The sequence below is a fragment of the Mycobacterium sp. pUA109 genome (assembly GCF_041287095.1).
In the GTDB taxonomy this organism is placed as follows: domain Bacteria; phylum Actinomycetota; class Actinomycetes; order Mycobacteriales; family Mycobacteriaceae; genus Mycobacterium.
On record NZ_JBGGKS010000001.1, the window covers coordinates 24,422 to 39,567 of the forward strand.

14 protein-coding genes are annotated in these 15,146 nt (G+C 68.4%); 8 read left to right on the forward strand and 6 right to left on the reverse strand.

All coding sequences use genetic code 11. From position 1 onward, the window contains the following. Positions 1-8: 8 nt before the first annotated feature. From ACAG26_RS00115 to pstA, 4 genes are read left to right on the forward strand one after another with little or no spacing between them, the layout of a single operon-like run. Positions 9-833 carry an ATP-binding cassette domain-containing protein gene (locus ACAG26_RS00115; RefSeq protein WP_370477854.1) on the forward strand — a complete coding sequence of 275 codons (825 nt, stop codon included), beginning with the start codon at positions 9-11 and terminating at the stop codon, positions 831-833. 36 nt (positions 834-869) lie between these two features. Next, positions 870-1,982: a phosphate ABC transporter substrate-binding protein PstS gene (gene pstS, locus ACAG26_RS00120; RefSeq protein ID WP_370478765.1), complete on the forward strand. Its 1,113-nt coding sequence runs from the start codon at positions 870-872 to the stop codon at positions 1,980-1,982. Positions 1,983-2,010: 28 nt separating this feature from the next. Beyond that, on the forward strand, positions 2,011-3,069 hold the full coding sequence (gene pstC / locus ACAG26_RS00125; protein ID WP_370477857.1) for a phosphate ABC transporter permease subunit PstC: 1,059 nt from the start codon (positions 2,011-2,013) through the stop codon (positions 3,067-3,069). A 1-nt stretch (position 3,070) separates the two neighbouring features. Beyond that, positions 3,071-3,922, forward strand: coding sequence for a phosphate ABC transporter permease PstA (pstA, locus tag ACAG26_RS00130; RefSeq protein WP_370477861.1), 852 nt, complete (start codon positions 3,071-3,073; stop codon positions 3,920-3,922). 15 nt (positions 3,923-3,937) lie between these two features. Here pstA and ACAG26_RS00135 read toward each other — a convergent pair whose 3' ends face one another. From ACAG26_RS00135 to ACAG26_RS00160, 6 genes are all read right to left on the reverse strand, one after another. Further along, the gene (locus ACAG26_RS00135; protein ID WP_370477867.1) at positions 3,938-5,146 is read right to left on the reverse strand and encodes an MFS transporter; all 1,209 of its coding nucleotides are present in this window, start codon (positions 5,144-5,146) and stop codon (positions 3,938-3,940) included. Positions 5,147-5,440: 294 nt separating this feature from the next. After that, positions 5,441-5,827 (reverse strand): MarR family winged helix-turn-helix transcriptional regulator, encoded by a 387-nt coding sequence (locus ACAG26_RS00140; protein WP_370477870.1) that lies wholly within the window; start codon positions 5,825-5,827, stop codon positions 5,441-5,443. Positions 5,828-5,911: 84 nt separating this feature from the next. Then, entirely contained in the window at positions 5,912-7,168 is a 1,257-nt protein-coding gene (locus ACAG26_RS00145; protein ID WP_370477873.1) for a PPE family protein, read from the reverse strand. A gap of 101 nt (positions 7,169-7,269) precedes the next feature. Next, positions 7,270-8,487, reverse strand: a complete 1,218-nt coding sequence (locus tag ACAG26_RS00150) for a PPE family protein (RefSeq protein WP_370477876.1) — start codon at positions 8,485-8,487, stop codon at positions 7,270-7,272. A gap of 17 nt (positions 8,488-8,504) precedes the next feature. After that, a complete protein-coding gene (locus tag ACAG26_RS00155) occupies positions 8,505-8,804 on the reverse strand; it encodes a PE family protein (protein WP_370477878.1) in 300 nt (99 codons plus the stop codon). 250 nt (positions 8,805-9,054) lie between these two features. Next, entirely contained in the window at positions 9,055-10,104 is a 1,050-nt protein-coding gene (locus ACAG26_RS00160; protein WP_370478767.1) for an LLM class flavin-dependent oxidoreductase, read from the reverse strand. A 175-nt stretch (positions 10,105-10,279) separates the two neighbouring features. Between ACAG26_RS00160 and ACAG26_RS00165 the strand changes: the two genes are divergently transcribed. The 4 genes from ACAG26_RS00165 (at position 10,280) to ACAG26_RS00180 (ending at position 15,105) form a co-directional block, all read left to right on the forward strand. After that, complete coding sequence (locus ACAG26_RS00165) at positions 10,280-11,026, forward strand: class I SAM-dependent methyltransferase (protein ID WP_370477881.1); 747 nt, start codon at positions 10,280-10,282, stop codon at positions 11,024-11,026. Positions 11,027-11,177: 151 nt separating this feature from the next. Beyond that, on the forward strand, positions 11,178-12,368 hold the full coding sequence (locus ACAG26_RS00170) for an ABC transporter substrate-binding protein (RefSeq protein WP_370477883.1): 1,191 nt from the start codon (positions 11,178-11,180) through the stop codon (positions 12,366-12,368). Further along, complete coding sequence (locus ACAG26_RS00175; RefSeq protein ID WP_370477886.1) at positions 12,365-13,399, forward strand: FecCD family ABC transporter permease; 1,035 nt, start codon at positions 12,365-12,367, stop codon at positions 13,397-13,399. Before ACAG26_RS00170 ends, ACAG26_RS00175 begins: the two co-directional genes overlap by 4 nt. Beyond that, positions 13,396-15,105 (forward strand): ATP-binding cassette domain-containing protein, encoded by a 1,710-nt coding sequence (locus ACAG26_RS00180; protein WP_370477889.1) that lies wholly within the window; start codon positions 13,396-13,398, stop codon positions 15,103-15,105. The genes ACAG26_RS00175 and ACAG26_RS00180 overlap by 4 nt, the downstream gene beginning before the upstream one ends. Positions 15,106-15,146 lie beyond the last annotated feature (41 nt).

The following is a 15,146-nucleotide window of genomic DNA, read 5'->3' on the forward strand; positions in this document are numbered from 1 at the left end:
GAAGTAGCATGGCGGTAATGCATCCCGAACAGCCCGATACCGAAACCGGCGATGCCCCGGCCATGTCGGCGGTGGATCTTACCCTGGGTTTCGGCGCTAAAACCGTGCTCGAACAGGTGAATCTCGAGTTCCCCGGACGGGCGGTCACCGCCATGCTCGGGCCTACCGGTTCGGGCAAGACGACGTTACTGCGCACCCTGAATCGGATGAACGACAAAGTGTCCGGATACCGGCACAGCGGCGAGGTCTTATTGGGCGGGCACAGCATTTTCAATGTCCGCGACCTGATGGAGTTTCGCCGCAGTATCGGCATGCTGTTTCAGCGCCCTAATCCGTTCCCGATGTCGATCAGAGACAATGTGATTGCCGGTGTGCGCGCCCACAAGATGGTGCCGCGCAAGGAATTCAAGAACGTCGCCGAGGCTCGACTCACCGAGGTGGGGCTGTGGAACGCGGTCAAGGATCGGCTCAGCGATTCCCCATTCCGGTTATCCGGCGGCCAGCAGCAGTTGCTGTGCCTGGCCCGGGCGCTGGCGGTGAACCCGAAGGTCCTGCTGCTCGATGAGCCCACCTCCGCGCTGGACCCGACCACCACCGAGAAGATCGAACAGCTCATCGCCTCGCTCACCAGCCGGCTGACCGTGATCATGGTGACCCACGACCTCGCCCAGGCCGCCCGCATCGCCGACCGCACGGCCTTCTTCTTCGACGGCAAGCTGATCGAAGAGGGGCCCACCGAGCAGTTGTTCTCCTCCCCGAAGCATGAGGAAACCGTCCGCTACTTCGCCCCGTTTCGACCGACCGCGGGCTCACCGAACGTCAGCAGCGAATAGGAAATCAAGAGAAAGGTGGGGCACGTGAAGGTTCGTATGCGTGCGCTATTGGCCATGTCGGCCACCGCGCCACTGGTTCTGGCCGCAGCAGCCTGCGGTTCGAACTCCAACGAGGGTTCGTCGAACCCGGAGGCCACCGGCGGTCCGGTCGCCACGACACCCGCGACGTCGCAGATCACGTTGTCGGAAACCGGCAGCACCCTGCTCTACCCGCTGTTCAACGAGTGGGGTTCGGCCTACCGCCAGCAGTACCCCAACGTCACCGTCACCGCCCAGGGCACCGGATCGGGTACCGGGATCTCCCAGGCCGCCGCCGGTGCGGTGGACATCGGTGCCTCCGACGCCTACCTGTCCGAAGGGGACATGAAGGAGCACAAGGGGCTGATGAACATCGCGCTGGCGATTTCGGCCCAGCAGATCAACTACAACCTGCCCGGGCTCACCGAGCACGTCAAACTCGACGGCAAGGTGCTGGCCGCCATGTATGAGGGCAAGGTCAAAACCTGGAACGACCCGCAGATCGCCGGCCTCAACCCGGGGGTGAACCTGCCGGACACCCCGGTGGTGCCGCTGCACCGCTCCGACGGGTCCGGGGACACCTTCCTGTTCACCCAATACCTGTCCAAACAGGATCCCGACGGCTGGGGCAAGTCACCGGGCTTCGGCACCACCGTCGCCTTCCCCGACGTGCCCGGCGCGCTGGGCGAGAACGGCAACGGCGGCATGGTGACCGCGTGCGCCGACACCCCGGGCTGCGTGGCCTACATCGGGATCAGCTTCCTGGACCAGGCCACCCAGAAGGGGCTGGGCGAGGCCCAGTTGGCCAACGCGGCCGGGAAATACCTGCTGCCCGACGCCCAAAGCATCCAGGCCGCCGCCGCCGGCTTCGCCTCGAAAACCCCGGCCAACCAAGCGGTCTCGCTGATCAACGGGGACGCGCCGGACGGCTACCCGATCGTCAACTACGAGTACGCGATCGTCAACAGCCAGCAAAAGGACGCCGCCACCGCACAGACCGTGCAGGCGTTCCTGCACTGGGCCATCACCGACGGCAACAAGCCCACGTTCTTAGACAAGGTCCACTTCCAGCCGTTGCCGGAGCCGGTCGCGAAGCTGTCCACCGACCAGATCGCCAAGATCACCGGCTGATCGGGATGCACAGCCGAGGACGCACCCGATGACGGCGCAGGCGCCGGGCGACGCGACCGTCGCCCGGCGCGTGCCGGGCCGTCTCCGGGCGGGGGGCCGCCCCGGTCTGGCCATCCGCTGGCTGGGCGGGGCCAGCGCGGTCGTCCCGTTGCTCGCGTTGATATTCGTGTTGGTCACGCTGTTCCTGGAGGCGCTGCCCGCGATCAAACTCAACGGGCTGCAGTTCTTCTCCCACACCGCGTGGAACCCGGGCAACACCTACGGCGACTCCGTCGTCACCCGCGGCGTCGAACATCCCGTCGGCGTCGACTACGGGGCGTTGCCGCTGATCGTCGGGACCCTGGCGACCTCGGCGATCGCCCTGATCATCGCGGTTCCGGTGTCGATCGGGGCGGCGCTGGTGCTCGCGCAGCGGCTGCCGAAACGTCTCGCGGGGGCGGTCGGGATGACGCTGGAATTGCTGGCCGGCATTCCCAGCGTCATCGTCGGACTGTGGGGGGCGATCACCTTCGGCCCGGTCATCGCCCACGACGTCGCCCCGCTGATCGCCCGCCACGCCCCCGATGTGCCGATCCTGAGCTACTTCCGGGGCGACACCGGTAACGGCGAAGGCATGCTGGTGTCCGGCCTGGTGTTGGCCGTGATGATCATCCCGATCATCGCCAGCACCACCCGCGATTTGATCCAACAGGTGCCGGTGCTGCCCCGCGAGGGCGCGATCGCGCTGGGCATGTCGGACTGGGAGTGTGCCCGGCGGGTCACGCTGCCGTGGGTGTCCAGCGGCATCATCGGTGCGGTGGTGCTGGGTCTCGGCCGAGCGCTCGGCGAGACCATGGCCGTGGCGATGGTGTCCGGCGCCGCGTTGGGCGCGATGCCCACCAGCATCTACTCGGCGATGACCACCATCGCCGCCACCGTGGTCTCCCAACTGGATTCGGCGTTCACCGACTTCACCGGGTTCGCGGTGAAGACCCTCGCCGAGGTTTCTTTGGTGCTGATGCTGATCACGTTGCTGACCAACATGGCCGCGCGCGCCCTGGTGCGCCGGACGTCGGGCACCGCGCTGCCGGTCGGACGGGGGGTGTGAGATGAGCTCGGTCGCGGCCCGCCGCAAGATCGTGAACGCGCTGGCCTGGTCGGCATGTTTGTGTTGCCTGGTGGTGGTGATCGGTCCGACGTTGTGGATGCTGATCGGGGTGGTCAGCCGCGCCGTGCCGGTCTTCCACTGGAATGTGCTGGTCACCAACACCCAGGGCAACGGCGGCGGGTTACGCAACGCCATCATCGGCACCGTGGTGGTCGGTCTGGGCGTGCTGCTGCTCGGGGGCACCGTGAGCGTGCTGACCGGAATCTATCTGTCCGAATTCGCCACCGGCCGAACACGGTCCGTGCTGCGCGGCGCCTATGAGGTGCTCTCCGGTATCCCGTCGATCGTGCTCGGCTACGTCGGCTACGTGGCCCTGGTGGTGTATTTCCACTGGGGGTTCTCGCTGGCCGCCGGCGTGTTGACGTTGTCGGTGATGAGCATCCCCTACATCACCAAGGCCACCGAGTCCGCGCTGTCCCAGGTGCCGACCTCCTACCGGGAGGGCGCCGAGGCGCTGGGGCTGCCGCTGGGCTGGACGCTGCGCAAGGTGGTGCTCAAGGCGGCGATACCCGGCATCGTCACCGGCATGCTGGTGGCACTCGCCCTGGCGGTGGGCGAGACCGCACCGCTGCTCTACACCGCGGGCTGGTCGACGTCGGCGCCGACCGGAAAACTCACCGACTCCCCGGTCGGTTACCTGACCTATCCGATCTGGACGTTTTACAACTTGCCGTCGGCGTCGGCTCGGGCGCTGTCCTACGACGCGGCGTTGTTGTTGATCGTGTTCGTGCTGGTGCTGATCATCCTGGGCCGGGCGGTCAGCTGGCTGTCGCGGCGGCATTCGGAATCGTAAGTAACGGAGCCGAACTCAGTTGGAGCGTTCGTCGTTGGTCGGCACCAGCGGTATCGCGGCCAGCGGGAATAGTGCGCAGACCGCGAACGCCAGCGGATAACCGGCTGCGGTGATCAGTGCACCGAACGCGGGTGGTGTGATTGCGGCCGTCAAACGTTGGAAGGTGTTTTGGACGCCGAGTGCGCGCCCGCTCCAGAACGGCCCGGCGTACTCGGTGATCGCGGTGGCCGCCAACCCGTTGTAGCCGACCGCGATCACGGATGCGACAACCATGGCGGTCTCGGCGAGGGGAGAGTCGAAGTGATCGTTGAGGGCCAACACCAGCAACGCCAGGAAACAGGCGACCGCGACGAACCGCTTCGGTCGCAGCCGTGAGTCAACGTGATCAGACCAGCGGCCGACTGCGATGCGGCCCAGCGCGCCGGTCAGTTGCGCGACGGTCACCAGGGCACTGGCCGCCGGGGTCGACCAGTGATGGTCAACAATCAACCACACCAGAATGAACGTGATGGTCATCGATTGCGGCACCATCAGCAGCGCCGAAGCCAGATGGATGCGGCGCAGCACCGTCGATTTCCGGTACGGGTTAGCGAGTTGCTCTTCGGTGGCGTCCGCCCGCTTCGGCCGTGGCGGATCAGCCAAGAAGATGAAGGCGGCCAGCGCAGCCACCGCGCACGCGATCGCCGGATACAACAACGCCGCGAAAAAACCGTTCTCGATCTCGGTCAGCTCGGGCATCGCCACCGCACCGATCGCGACACCCAGCGGCTGCGCGGTCTGGCGGATTCCCATCGCCAGGCCGCGCTGATGCGCCGGAAACCAGCCAGACACCAGCCGACCGCCGGCGGTATTGCAGCTCGCGGCGGCCATCCCACCCAAAAACAGCAGCGCGCCGATCCCCACCAGCGAATGCAGCGGCGCCGCGACAAAGGCCGCCACCGCGGTAAGCGACGAGCCCGCGGTCAGCACCATCCGTTCACCGAGCCGGTCCACCAGATAACCCCAGGCCACCAGCGTCACCACCATGCCGAAGCTGGGCATCGCCGAGAGCAGACCGGCCGCCGCCAGCGAAGTGTGGCGGTCGGTCTGCAACGCCGGGATCAAGAAGACACCGCAGTTGATGAACAGGAAAGAACACGACGTGACCGCCAGCGTGACCGCCAGCATCAACCAGCGCCGCGCCGCACTGATAGATGTGGTCGGCGCACACTGATCGGTCCGCATCGGCCCCATTAAAGACCAATCCAAGGGTGGCAACAGCCAACGACCCGTGAACGGCGGTTGAACATGCTTGTCAGCTAGTTGCCAGCACACGTGGAGACCAGGTTGTGATCGATTCTGCTGACCGGCGGCGGCATGGCGCTTTCCCGAACGTGGAATTCCCGATGGCCCAATCGTTCTCGCGAGTTTCATGGCGCCAAGGCTGCGGTTACTGACGCGACGCATGGAATTCTGTGATGGGCGTGCGCTGTCACCTCGCCGCTGGCGAACGTGGAATGACGAGCGGGTCCGAGATTCTTACGGTAAGAGCGGCGCGATAGTGAGGCGTTGCAGTTCTTCGAAATGTGCGGCCGTGAGTCCTTCCAGACGTTCGCGGCCCAGATCAGTGAGCTCCAACCGGGTCACCCGATGGTCGTGATTGTCACGAACGCGCCGGACTAGGCCAACCGCCTCGGCCCGCCCCGCCAGCTCGCCCGCACTGTGATGCCGCAGCAGCAGATAATCGGCGACATCGCCGATCGTTGGCCCGCGCTGATCGGGGTGGCCGCGGACGGCAAGCAGCAACTGGTGCTGCATGGGTGTCAGCCCGACCGATAGGGCCTGTTCGGCGCTCCACCGCTCGAAGCCACGCAATTTGGTCCGCAGCTGCAATAACTGCGCATAGACGTCGTCGGGCAGGCCCATGCCGGCAACAATATGACGTGCGCGTTAAACAGGCGGTCTCGCCCTCCTCGCGAGGGTCCGGATGAATTAAGGATGGGCCCCCGCTCATCCGCCGCCGGGTGGGCGGGGCATCACCTTCTGGCGGTAGCCGTAGCGCGGAACGAATCTGAGACTATAGCCGGCCCGGCCCGGTGTGCCGGGTAATCCCGGTGCGCCTGCCAATGCTTCGTCGACTTCGGTGACCGCAGCGGCTTCCCTGGCGGCAGCGGTGTCCTCGGCCGCGACCGCTTCCGCCTCCATTGCCGCCGCGGCGGGCCCCACCCCCGGGCCGGTTCCGGGGAAACCTGGCGGCACCGCCACCCCACCGATCTGGGCCGCTTGCCCCATCCCCGCGGTCACCGGCAGACCGCCGCCACCGGCGATGCTCGGTGCCAGGGTGGGTGCGGCACCCAGCGCCTTGGCGGCCCCGCCGGCGGGTTTGCCGGCCATCTCGGCAAGCTTGCTGAGCACCGGTCGGCCATCGCCGATGACATCGTCGGTACCTCGCAAAACCGCGCACAGGCTGTGCATGGTGGCGCCGCCGGTGTAGCTGTTCACGAACTGCCAAGCGTTCAGAACGCCCGAAACACCCGGTGCTGCGGGCGTCGTACCCGGGGTGGGCGGCGTAGGTGTTGTGGACGACGCCGGTGAGGTCGGCTGCGCGAGCACTTGCAGCGTGTGCGGCACCGTCGAACTCAGGTGCGGCGCTGTCGACGGCGGCGGTGTCAGCGAAGACCCGGGGGTTGTGCCGGTGGCGTGACCGACCGCGGCGGCCTGTCCGGCCATCCCGCCCGGGTTGGTGGTGTGCGGCGGGGACGCGAAGGGCTGCACTTGCGAGGCAGCCGCCGAATGTCCCGCGTAGCCGTACATCGCAGTAGCGTCTTGAGCCCACATCTCGGCGTAGTGCGCCTCGGTGGCCGCGATCGCCGGGGTGTTCTGACCGAAAAAGTTGGTGGCGATCAGCGACAGCAACAACGCGCGGTTGGCGGCGATCACCGGCGGGGGCACCGTCATCGCGAAGGCGGCCTCGTAGGCGGCGGCAGCCAACTTGGCCTGGATGGCCGCTTGCTCAACCTGGCCGGCGGTGGCACCGAGCCACGCCACATACGGTGCGGCCGCAGCCAGCATCGACAGCGACGCCGGCCCCAGCCACGGACCGTCGGTCAGCCCGGTAACCGCCATACCGTAGGAAGCCGCGGTTGTACCCAAATCGCTGGCCAGCCCATCCCAGGCCGCGGCGGCAGCCAGCATCGGCGCGGCTCCCGGACCGATATACATGCGCCCCGAATTGATTTCCGGCGGCAATGCCCCGAAATCAAGCACTCAATCCCCTCCTCGACGGCTGGCCGCTGTGCTCACCAACAGACCAGCATCACACCCGAAATTGGTCACCCGGCCCGGAGCCGTCATGGCCAGTCGTTGCATCAACCCGCAAACGGAGGTCGTGGCATCACAATGGGTTTGAGTCCGTATCGGGGTGGTAAGCCACTGGCCCCGGCTCGTGCGCCCATGCCCGACAGACCGGCCGGCCCAGCGACCCCCGGCATTCCGGGCGCACCCGGCGCGGCACTCAATGGCGCCTCCCCCAACAGGCCAGTGGGGCCCACTGTCTGCCAGGTGCCGCCCGACACCGGCCCGATCGCCTCGGCAACCGGGGCCGGTGGCGCCCAAACCGGCGGCACCGACAACTTCCCGCCCACCGAGTTCGCCTGACCCAATGCCACCGAGAGTCCCCCGCCGCCCACGCCACCGAGATTGGGTATCGCGGCAGGCGGGGCTACCGATTCTGCGGCCTTGGCGGCACCACCGGCGGCCTTGGACATAAAGTCGAATTGTTTTTGCGCTGAACTGGTGCCACGCCACACCGCACAGATACCGCGCATGCCGGCGTTGACGCTGTGGATCCAGTTCGCGTAGCCGCTGTGGAACTCCTTGAGCGCGGGGTTGTTGAAGATGCTGGACAGGCCTGACGAGGATGTCCCGCTTTGTGATGCCGTGGACGATGCTGGCGCCGCAAGCATTTGGAGCGCTTGCGGTGTGGTCGCCAGCGTCTTGCTGGCGGCCGCACTGCCGGTGGCATGGGCAACCGCGGCGCCCTGAGCCGCGGACCCCGCAGGATTGGTGGTCTGCGGCGGTGGCGTGAACGGTTTCATTTGGGTGGCCACCGCCGAATGTCCGGCATAGCCGTACATTGCGGCGGCGTCCTGAGCCCACATCTCCCCGTACTGCGCCTCGGCGGCCTGAATGGCTGGGATGTTCTCCCCCATCACATCCGTCTGCACCAGATGCATCAGCTGGGCCCGGTTGGCCGCAACCGCCGACGGGGGCACCGTCATCGCGTACGCGTGCTCGTAGGCGGCCGCCGCGACCCTGGCCTGGCTGGCCGCCTGCTCGGCCTGCGCACCGCTGGTGTTCATCCAGGCCACGTACGGAGCCGCCGCTTGCGCCATCGACGCCGACGCTGGACCCTGCCACTCCTCACTGCTCAGTCGGGTAATGGCCGTCCCGTACGACGTAGCCGCGGAATGCAGCTCGGCGGCCACCTGATTCCAGGCCGCCGCAGCAGCCATCATTGGACCCGAGCCGGGGCCCGAATACATTCGGGCAGAATTGATTTCCGGCGGTAACGCTCCGAAATCCATTGCAGTCCTCCGGGTGCCTAGCTGGCCGCGGCTGCGTTGGCGACCTCGGTGGCCGCGTAGGAGCCGGCGCTGGTGTGCAGTGTGTTCACGAACATCTCGTGAATGGCCGCCGCCTGCGCGCTGACCGTCTGATACATCTGCGCGTGGGCGGCGAACTGCGCGGCGGTCAACGCCGACACCTCGTCTGCGGCCGCGGGAATCACCCCGGTGGTCGGGGCCGCTGCGGCGGCATTGTGGGCGGCCATCGCCGAGCCGAGACCCGCTAGATGGCCGGCCACCGCGGCGAGCGCATCCGGCTGTGCCGTCACAAATGACATCTGCTGTCCTCCTCAACAACCTACTTGCGTCAACATCGTCAGGAATTACATCGTGTTACGAGATTTCCGGTTGCGACGCTAGGGGCTCGGATTCGCCCGTCGCTACCGGGGACACCGACTGTTCACCTGACACACCGACTGTTCATTGGCTGCTGGCTTCCTGCTAACGTCCTGACAAGCGCCGCCTCGAAACCGGGCTCGGGTGTAGGGTGCGCGGCCGACCTGGCGATCAGCGACTACGGCCGGTGTTTCAGACCAGCGCTTCCGCCAACCGCTCCAACGTCGCCTCCCGCTCCGGAGCGCTATCCGGATCCGCGCCCAAACGGGCCGAAGCGACCGGATTAACCATGACCTCCTCGACGCCGAATCGGTCGGCCAGTGCCCGCATTTGGCTGGCGGCCTCGGCGGGGGTTCCTACCACCGCGCGATTAAGTTCCTCGTCCGCGACGCGTTGCTGCTGCGGTGGCAGGGTTGCCGCCTCGGCGTCCTCGACCAGATTCAGCGGCCCCAGCGGTTCCCCGGTCTGAAGCCGGGCCACCATGTGCAGATGAGGCAGCATCAGTGCCGTTGCCTGCTGTCGGGTGTCGGCCACCACGGCATTGACCGTCACCAATGTCATCGGCTCGGCGGCCAGGTCGCTGGGCACGAATTGCGACCGATATAGCGCGAGCGCCTCCTCGGTTCCCTCACCGAAAAGATGGTGGGCAAACGCGTAGGGCAGCCCCTTGGCCGCAGCCAGCTGTGCCGAATAGACCGACGATCCCAACAGCCACACCCGCGGCCCGGAAGCTGCCGCTGGGGTGGCCCGCAGCACATACTCGGTGTTGAGCAGTTGCACGCGGACGCCGGGGGTGCCCAGCAACATCACCACATCGTCGAGGTACTCGGGGAAGTTCGCCAGATCTTGCTCGATGGCCGCGGTGTCGCGTCCGTTCCATCCGCGCAACACCATCGACGTCACCGGGTCCGCACCGGGTGCGCGGCCGATACCCAGGTCGATGCGCCCCGGGGCGGCAGCTTCCAGCAGCGCGAACTGCTCGGCCACCGCCAAGGGCGCGTGATTCGGCAGCATCATCCCACCGGAACCCAACCGCAATTGCGAGGTATTCGCAGCCAGGTGGGCAATCAGCACCGGTGGGCTGGTCGCGCCGACCGACGGGATGTTGTGATGTTCGGCGACCCAGTAGCGGGCATAGCCGCACCGTTCAGCGGTTTGGGCAAGGCGTACCGTGGCCGCCAACGCGTCCGAGGTGGACTGGTCGGTGCGCACTGGCACCAAGTCAAGGACGGAGAGCCGCACAATGCCAGCCAACGTATCAGTTCATCGCGCTACTTGCGCCGTTGGTGCTGCGCTCGGTGCTGGACGAGCTACGCACACGGTAGCGTGAGAAGTGCGCTGGCAGCGCATAAATCTGTCGGACCCGGGCAGGCGCGAATTCCCCATCCACCACACAACCTTAGGAGAACGCAGCGCTATGAGCGGCGACGCCGACTTCGACAGCCTCTATCGCGGCGCGCGGTCCACGCAGGAGTCGCCCGCATTGGCTCCCTGGGATATCGGTGGGCCCCAGCCGGTGGTGCAGCAACTGGTCGCCTACGGTGCGTTGCGCGGCAAGGTGCTCGACCCGGGCACCGGACCCGGGCATCACGCGATCTACTATGCCTCAAAAGGCTACTCCGCGACCGGCATTGACGAATCGCCGACAGCGATCGAACGGGCCCGGCGCAACGCCGAGCGAGCCGGAGTTGAGGTCAACTTCCAGGTGGGTGACGTCACCGAACTCGCCGGGTTTGAGGATCAATTCGACACCGTCGTGGACGTCGCCTGCTACCACGTATTCGACGGCGATGACGAACTGCAGACGCGGTACGCCCAGGCTTTACACCGCGCTACCAAACCGGGCGCGCGGCTGTTCATGTTCGAAGACGGACGCGGCAACATCAACGGGCTGCAGTTGGAGGGTGTGGCGGTAGAGAATTTTGAGCGGGTACTGCCGACAGCAGGGTGGCGCATCGAGTATCTCGGCACGGCCACCTACCAATCCATTTTCAGCCCCGAGGTTTTCGCGCATATGTACGACGCGCTGGCGGCGTCTAACCGGCCCCAGGACGCGGAACTGATCAGACCCTGGGAAGAACGGATTCGCATGATGGAACCCCTGCTGGAAAACCACCGAGTACACCTCCCGATCTGGGTGGTACATGCCACCCGAGTGGACTAGCTCACCGCTGCATGCTTTCTGGTGTTGACGGTGCTGGCTAACCGGGTACCGGGACTCGCCGATCCTCGGCATCCGTCGTAGCGTGCGCGTCGCTGACCGCAACCCGGATGTCACAATGACGCCGGTAAAGCCATGACGTGGGAGCAAACCTGTGCGAATCGCGCGCCTCGCGGCCCTCGCCGCGACCACCGCCCTGGCGCTGAGCCTGGGTGGTTGCTCGGCGCGTCCCGACCACCGCGTGGCCACCGACCGCCGGGACTGCATCACCGATTTCCGCCCGGACGCCGACTACTTCCCGAACAAGTTGACGATCACCGACGCCACCAACTTCACCCTCAGCTACCACCGCAGCTACCAGGTGCTGACCGTCAAACAGCCCTACCCCAACGGCAAACCCGAGTCGTATGTGCTGGTGCGTTGCGGCGCGCCGGACCCGCAGCTGACCGGTGAGCTCGCCGACGCACCGCGGATCAGTGTGCCGGTCGACAGCCTGTATTCGGCCTCGACGACGCATCTGGGCATGATCGCCGAACTGCACCAGACCGAGGTGATCACCGGGGTCGCCAACACCGCCGCCGTGGTGGATCCGCAGGTCCGGCGGCGCATCGACGACGGTGACATCGTGGCGTACGCCCCGGGCCAGCAGGTCAACGTCGAGGCGGTGATCGCCGGGCGCCCGGCGGTGCTGATCACCGGCGGCATCGACGATCCCAGCTACCCCAAGCTGCGCGACGCCGGCATCGGCGTGCTCGCCGACGCCGAATGGCTGGAGGCCACCCCGCTGGGCCGGGCCGAGTGGATCAAGGTGATGGCCGCATTGACCAGCACCGAGAAGGCGGCCACCGGGGTCTATGACCGGGTCCGCGCCGACTACCACGCGGTGGCCGCCCAGGCCGCCGCCGCGCCACCGGTCGACGTGCTGCTGGGCACCATGTATCAGGGCAGCTGGTCCATGCCCGCCGGCGGCGACTACGCGGGGCGGCTGGTGCTCGACGCCGGCGGCCGCTACCCGTGGGCCGCCGACCCCAGCACCGGCAGCCTGCAACTGAACTTCGAATCCGTCTACGCCCGTGCCGGTCACGCCCCGCTGTGGCTGGTGACCACCGACTGGACGAACACCGCCGAGGTGCTGGCGGCCGACCCCCGCTACGGCGAGTTGGCGGCGGTCCGCGACGGCCACATCTGGGCGGCGGCCAAGGCGATTGGCCCCGGCGGCGGCAACGACTACTGGGAACGCGGGTCGGCCCGCCCGGACCTGGTGCTCGCCGACCTGACCGCGATCCTGCATCCCGACCGGCACGCCGATCACCACTTCGTGTTCTACCGCCAGGTTGCGGCGTGACCCGCCGGACGGTGCTGCTGACGACGCTGGTCGCCGGTGTCGCCGCGTTGGCCCTGCTGGGCCTGGTGGTGGGGCCGGTGCGGGTGCCGCTCGGCGAGACCCTGCGGGTGCTGGTCGGCGCCACCCCGGCCGACCCGCGCTGGCAGGTGGTGGTGCGCACGCTGCGGCTGCCGCGGGTGCTGACCGCGGCCACCGCGGGCGCCGGCCTCGGGGTCGCCGGGCTGCAGATGCAGACGCTGTTTCGCAACGCCCTCGCCGACCCGTACGTGCTGGGGGTCAGCTCCGGCGCCAGCCTGGGGGTGGCGCTGGTGGTGATCGGCGTCGGCGCCGGGGCGGGGTTCACCGCCGGGCTGGGCACCGGCGACCGCGCCGGGGTGGTGGCGGCGGCCGCGGTCGGGGCCGCGGCGGTGCTCACGGTGGTGCTGCTGTTGTCCCGCTGGGTGCGGTCGGCGGCGACGCTGCTGCTGATCGGGGTGATGGTCGGCGCGGCCAGCACCGCGATCGTCAGCGTGCTGCTGATCTACGCCGACCCGCAGCGCATCCAGCAGTTCCTGGTGTGGGGGCTGGGCAGCTTCGCCGGCACCACCTGGGCCGACGTGCGGCTGCTGCTGCCGCTGGTGGCGGTCGGGCTGGCGGCGGCGGCGCTGACGGTCCGCGCGCTCAACGCCCTGCTGCTCGGTGAGGGCTACGCCCGCTCAATGGGCATCGACGTGCGCCGCGCGCGGCTGATCACGGTGGCGTCGGCGTCGCTGCTGGCCGGGGTGACGACGGCGTTTTGCGGGCCGATCGCGTTTCTGGGGCTGGCGGTTCCGCACCTGGCGCGGCTGGCGCTGGGCACCTCCGATCATCGGGTGCTGCTGCCCGGGGTGGTGCTGATGGGGGCGGCGGTCGCGCTGGGCTGCGGCCTGGTCAGCCAGGTCCCGGGCAGCGACGCCGTGCTGCCGATCAACGCCGTCACCGCGCTGATCGGCGCGCCGATCGTGGTGGCGGTGCTGCTGCGCAGCCGCCGCGGGCTGGGCATGGAGCGATGACGACCGGCGTCGCGCTGCGCGACTTGAGCATCGGCTACCGGCACCGACGGCGGCGCACCACGGTGGCCGGGGGGCTGCACGCGGTCGCGCACCGCGGCGAACTCACCGTGCTGCTGGGCCCCAACGGCTGCGGCAAGTCGACGCTGATCCGCACCCTGTGCGGGCTGCAGCCGCCGTTGGGCGGCCAGGTGCTGCTGGACGGCGCCGAAACCGGTGGGTTGCCGCTCGACGAGTTGGCCCGCCGGGTGGCGGTGGTGCTGACCGACCGCGTCGATCCGGGATTGTTGTCGGCCCGCGAACTCGCCGGCCTGGGCCGCATCCCGCACCTGGGCCTGTCCGCCCGGCTGGGGCCGGACGACGACGCCGTCGTCGACTGGGCGTTGGCGGCGGTGGGTGCCGAGCACCTGGCGCATCGGCCGGCGGCCGAACTGTCCGACGGCGAACGGCAGCGGGTGCTGACCGCCCGGGCGCTGGCCCAGCAGCCGGGGCTGCTGGTGCTCGACGAGCCGACCGCGTTCCTGGATGTGCCGTCGCGGGCGGGTCTGGTGGAGTTGCTGCGTACCCTGGCCCGCGAGCAGGACTTGGCCGTGGTGATGTCCACCCACGACCTGGAACTGGCGCTGCGGGTGGCCGACCGGGTGTGGCTGCTGCACCCCGACGGCACGCTGGTCGACGCGATCCCCGAAGAACTCTTGCTGGCTGGGCGGATCGGTGCCCTGTTCGACGGTGACACGCTGGGCTTCGACCCGGCCAGCGGCACCTTCGCCTTGCGCGCCACCGGCATTCGGCGCAGCGCCCGCATCGCGGCACCCGAACCGCTGCGCACCGCGCTGGACCGGCTGCTGGCCCGAGAGGGGTGGCGGCAGCACGAGCCCGCCGAGATCGTCGTCACCGCAACCGATCCCGCCGCGATCACGGTCCGCGCCGGTGCCCGCCCCGCGGCGCCGACCACCCTGAGTGCCCTGCCCGCGCTGCTGCGCGCGCTGCCGGACAGCCCGCGGCGCTGCCTGCCGGAGGCCGACGCGGCCGCGGCGTTGGCGGAGGTGTCCCAGATCAGCCCGTACTTCGCGGTCGGCACCGGCCCGCTCCCCGACGGCGACTGGCGGCCGGTGCACCAGCTCTACACCGACCGCGCACTGTTGGCGCGCGTCGTGCGCGGTGTGCAGACACGGATCAACACCCCGCATCAGCGGGTCGCGGCCTCGACGTTTCACCTCGGCTTCGCCGCCCGGCTGTGGTCGATCGGGCTCGGCGCGCTGGCCGGGCACCGGCTGCTGGTCGACCTGGACCCGCTGCTCTTTCAGCAGGCCGACGGCCAGATCCGGCTGCACCTGCCGGATCCGGTCTGCTGGCGCGGCGACGAGCTGGAGCCGGCGCTGGCCGCCGACGTGCTGGATGCGCACCTGGCCCCGCTGGCCGCCGCGCTGCGCGCACTGCACCCGATGTCGGAAAAACTGTTGTGGGGCAACGCGGCATCCGCGCTCCTCGGCGCCGCCCGGGTGTTCGACGGCCGCGGCGCGGACCGCGGGCCCGGCTCCGGCTGGCAGCTGGCCCGACGCCTGTGCGCCGACGAAAGACTGGCCGGCGCGGTGCGTTTCGACACCGACACCGACTACCGTCGACTGAGCTGCTGTTTGTACTACCGCACCCCCGGCGGCGGGCTCTGCGGCGACTGCGCGTTGTCTAAGAAGCCGTCGTCGCGTTGACCTGACGCAGTCTCCGCGTTCACTCTGCGTTCAGGGCGCAC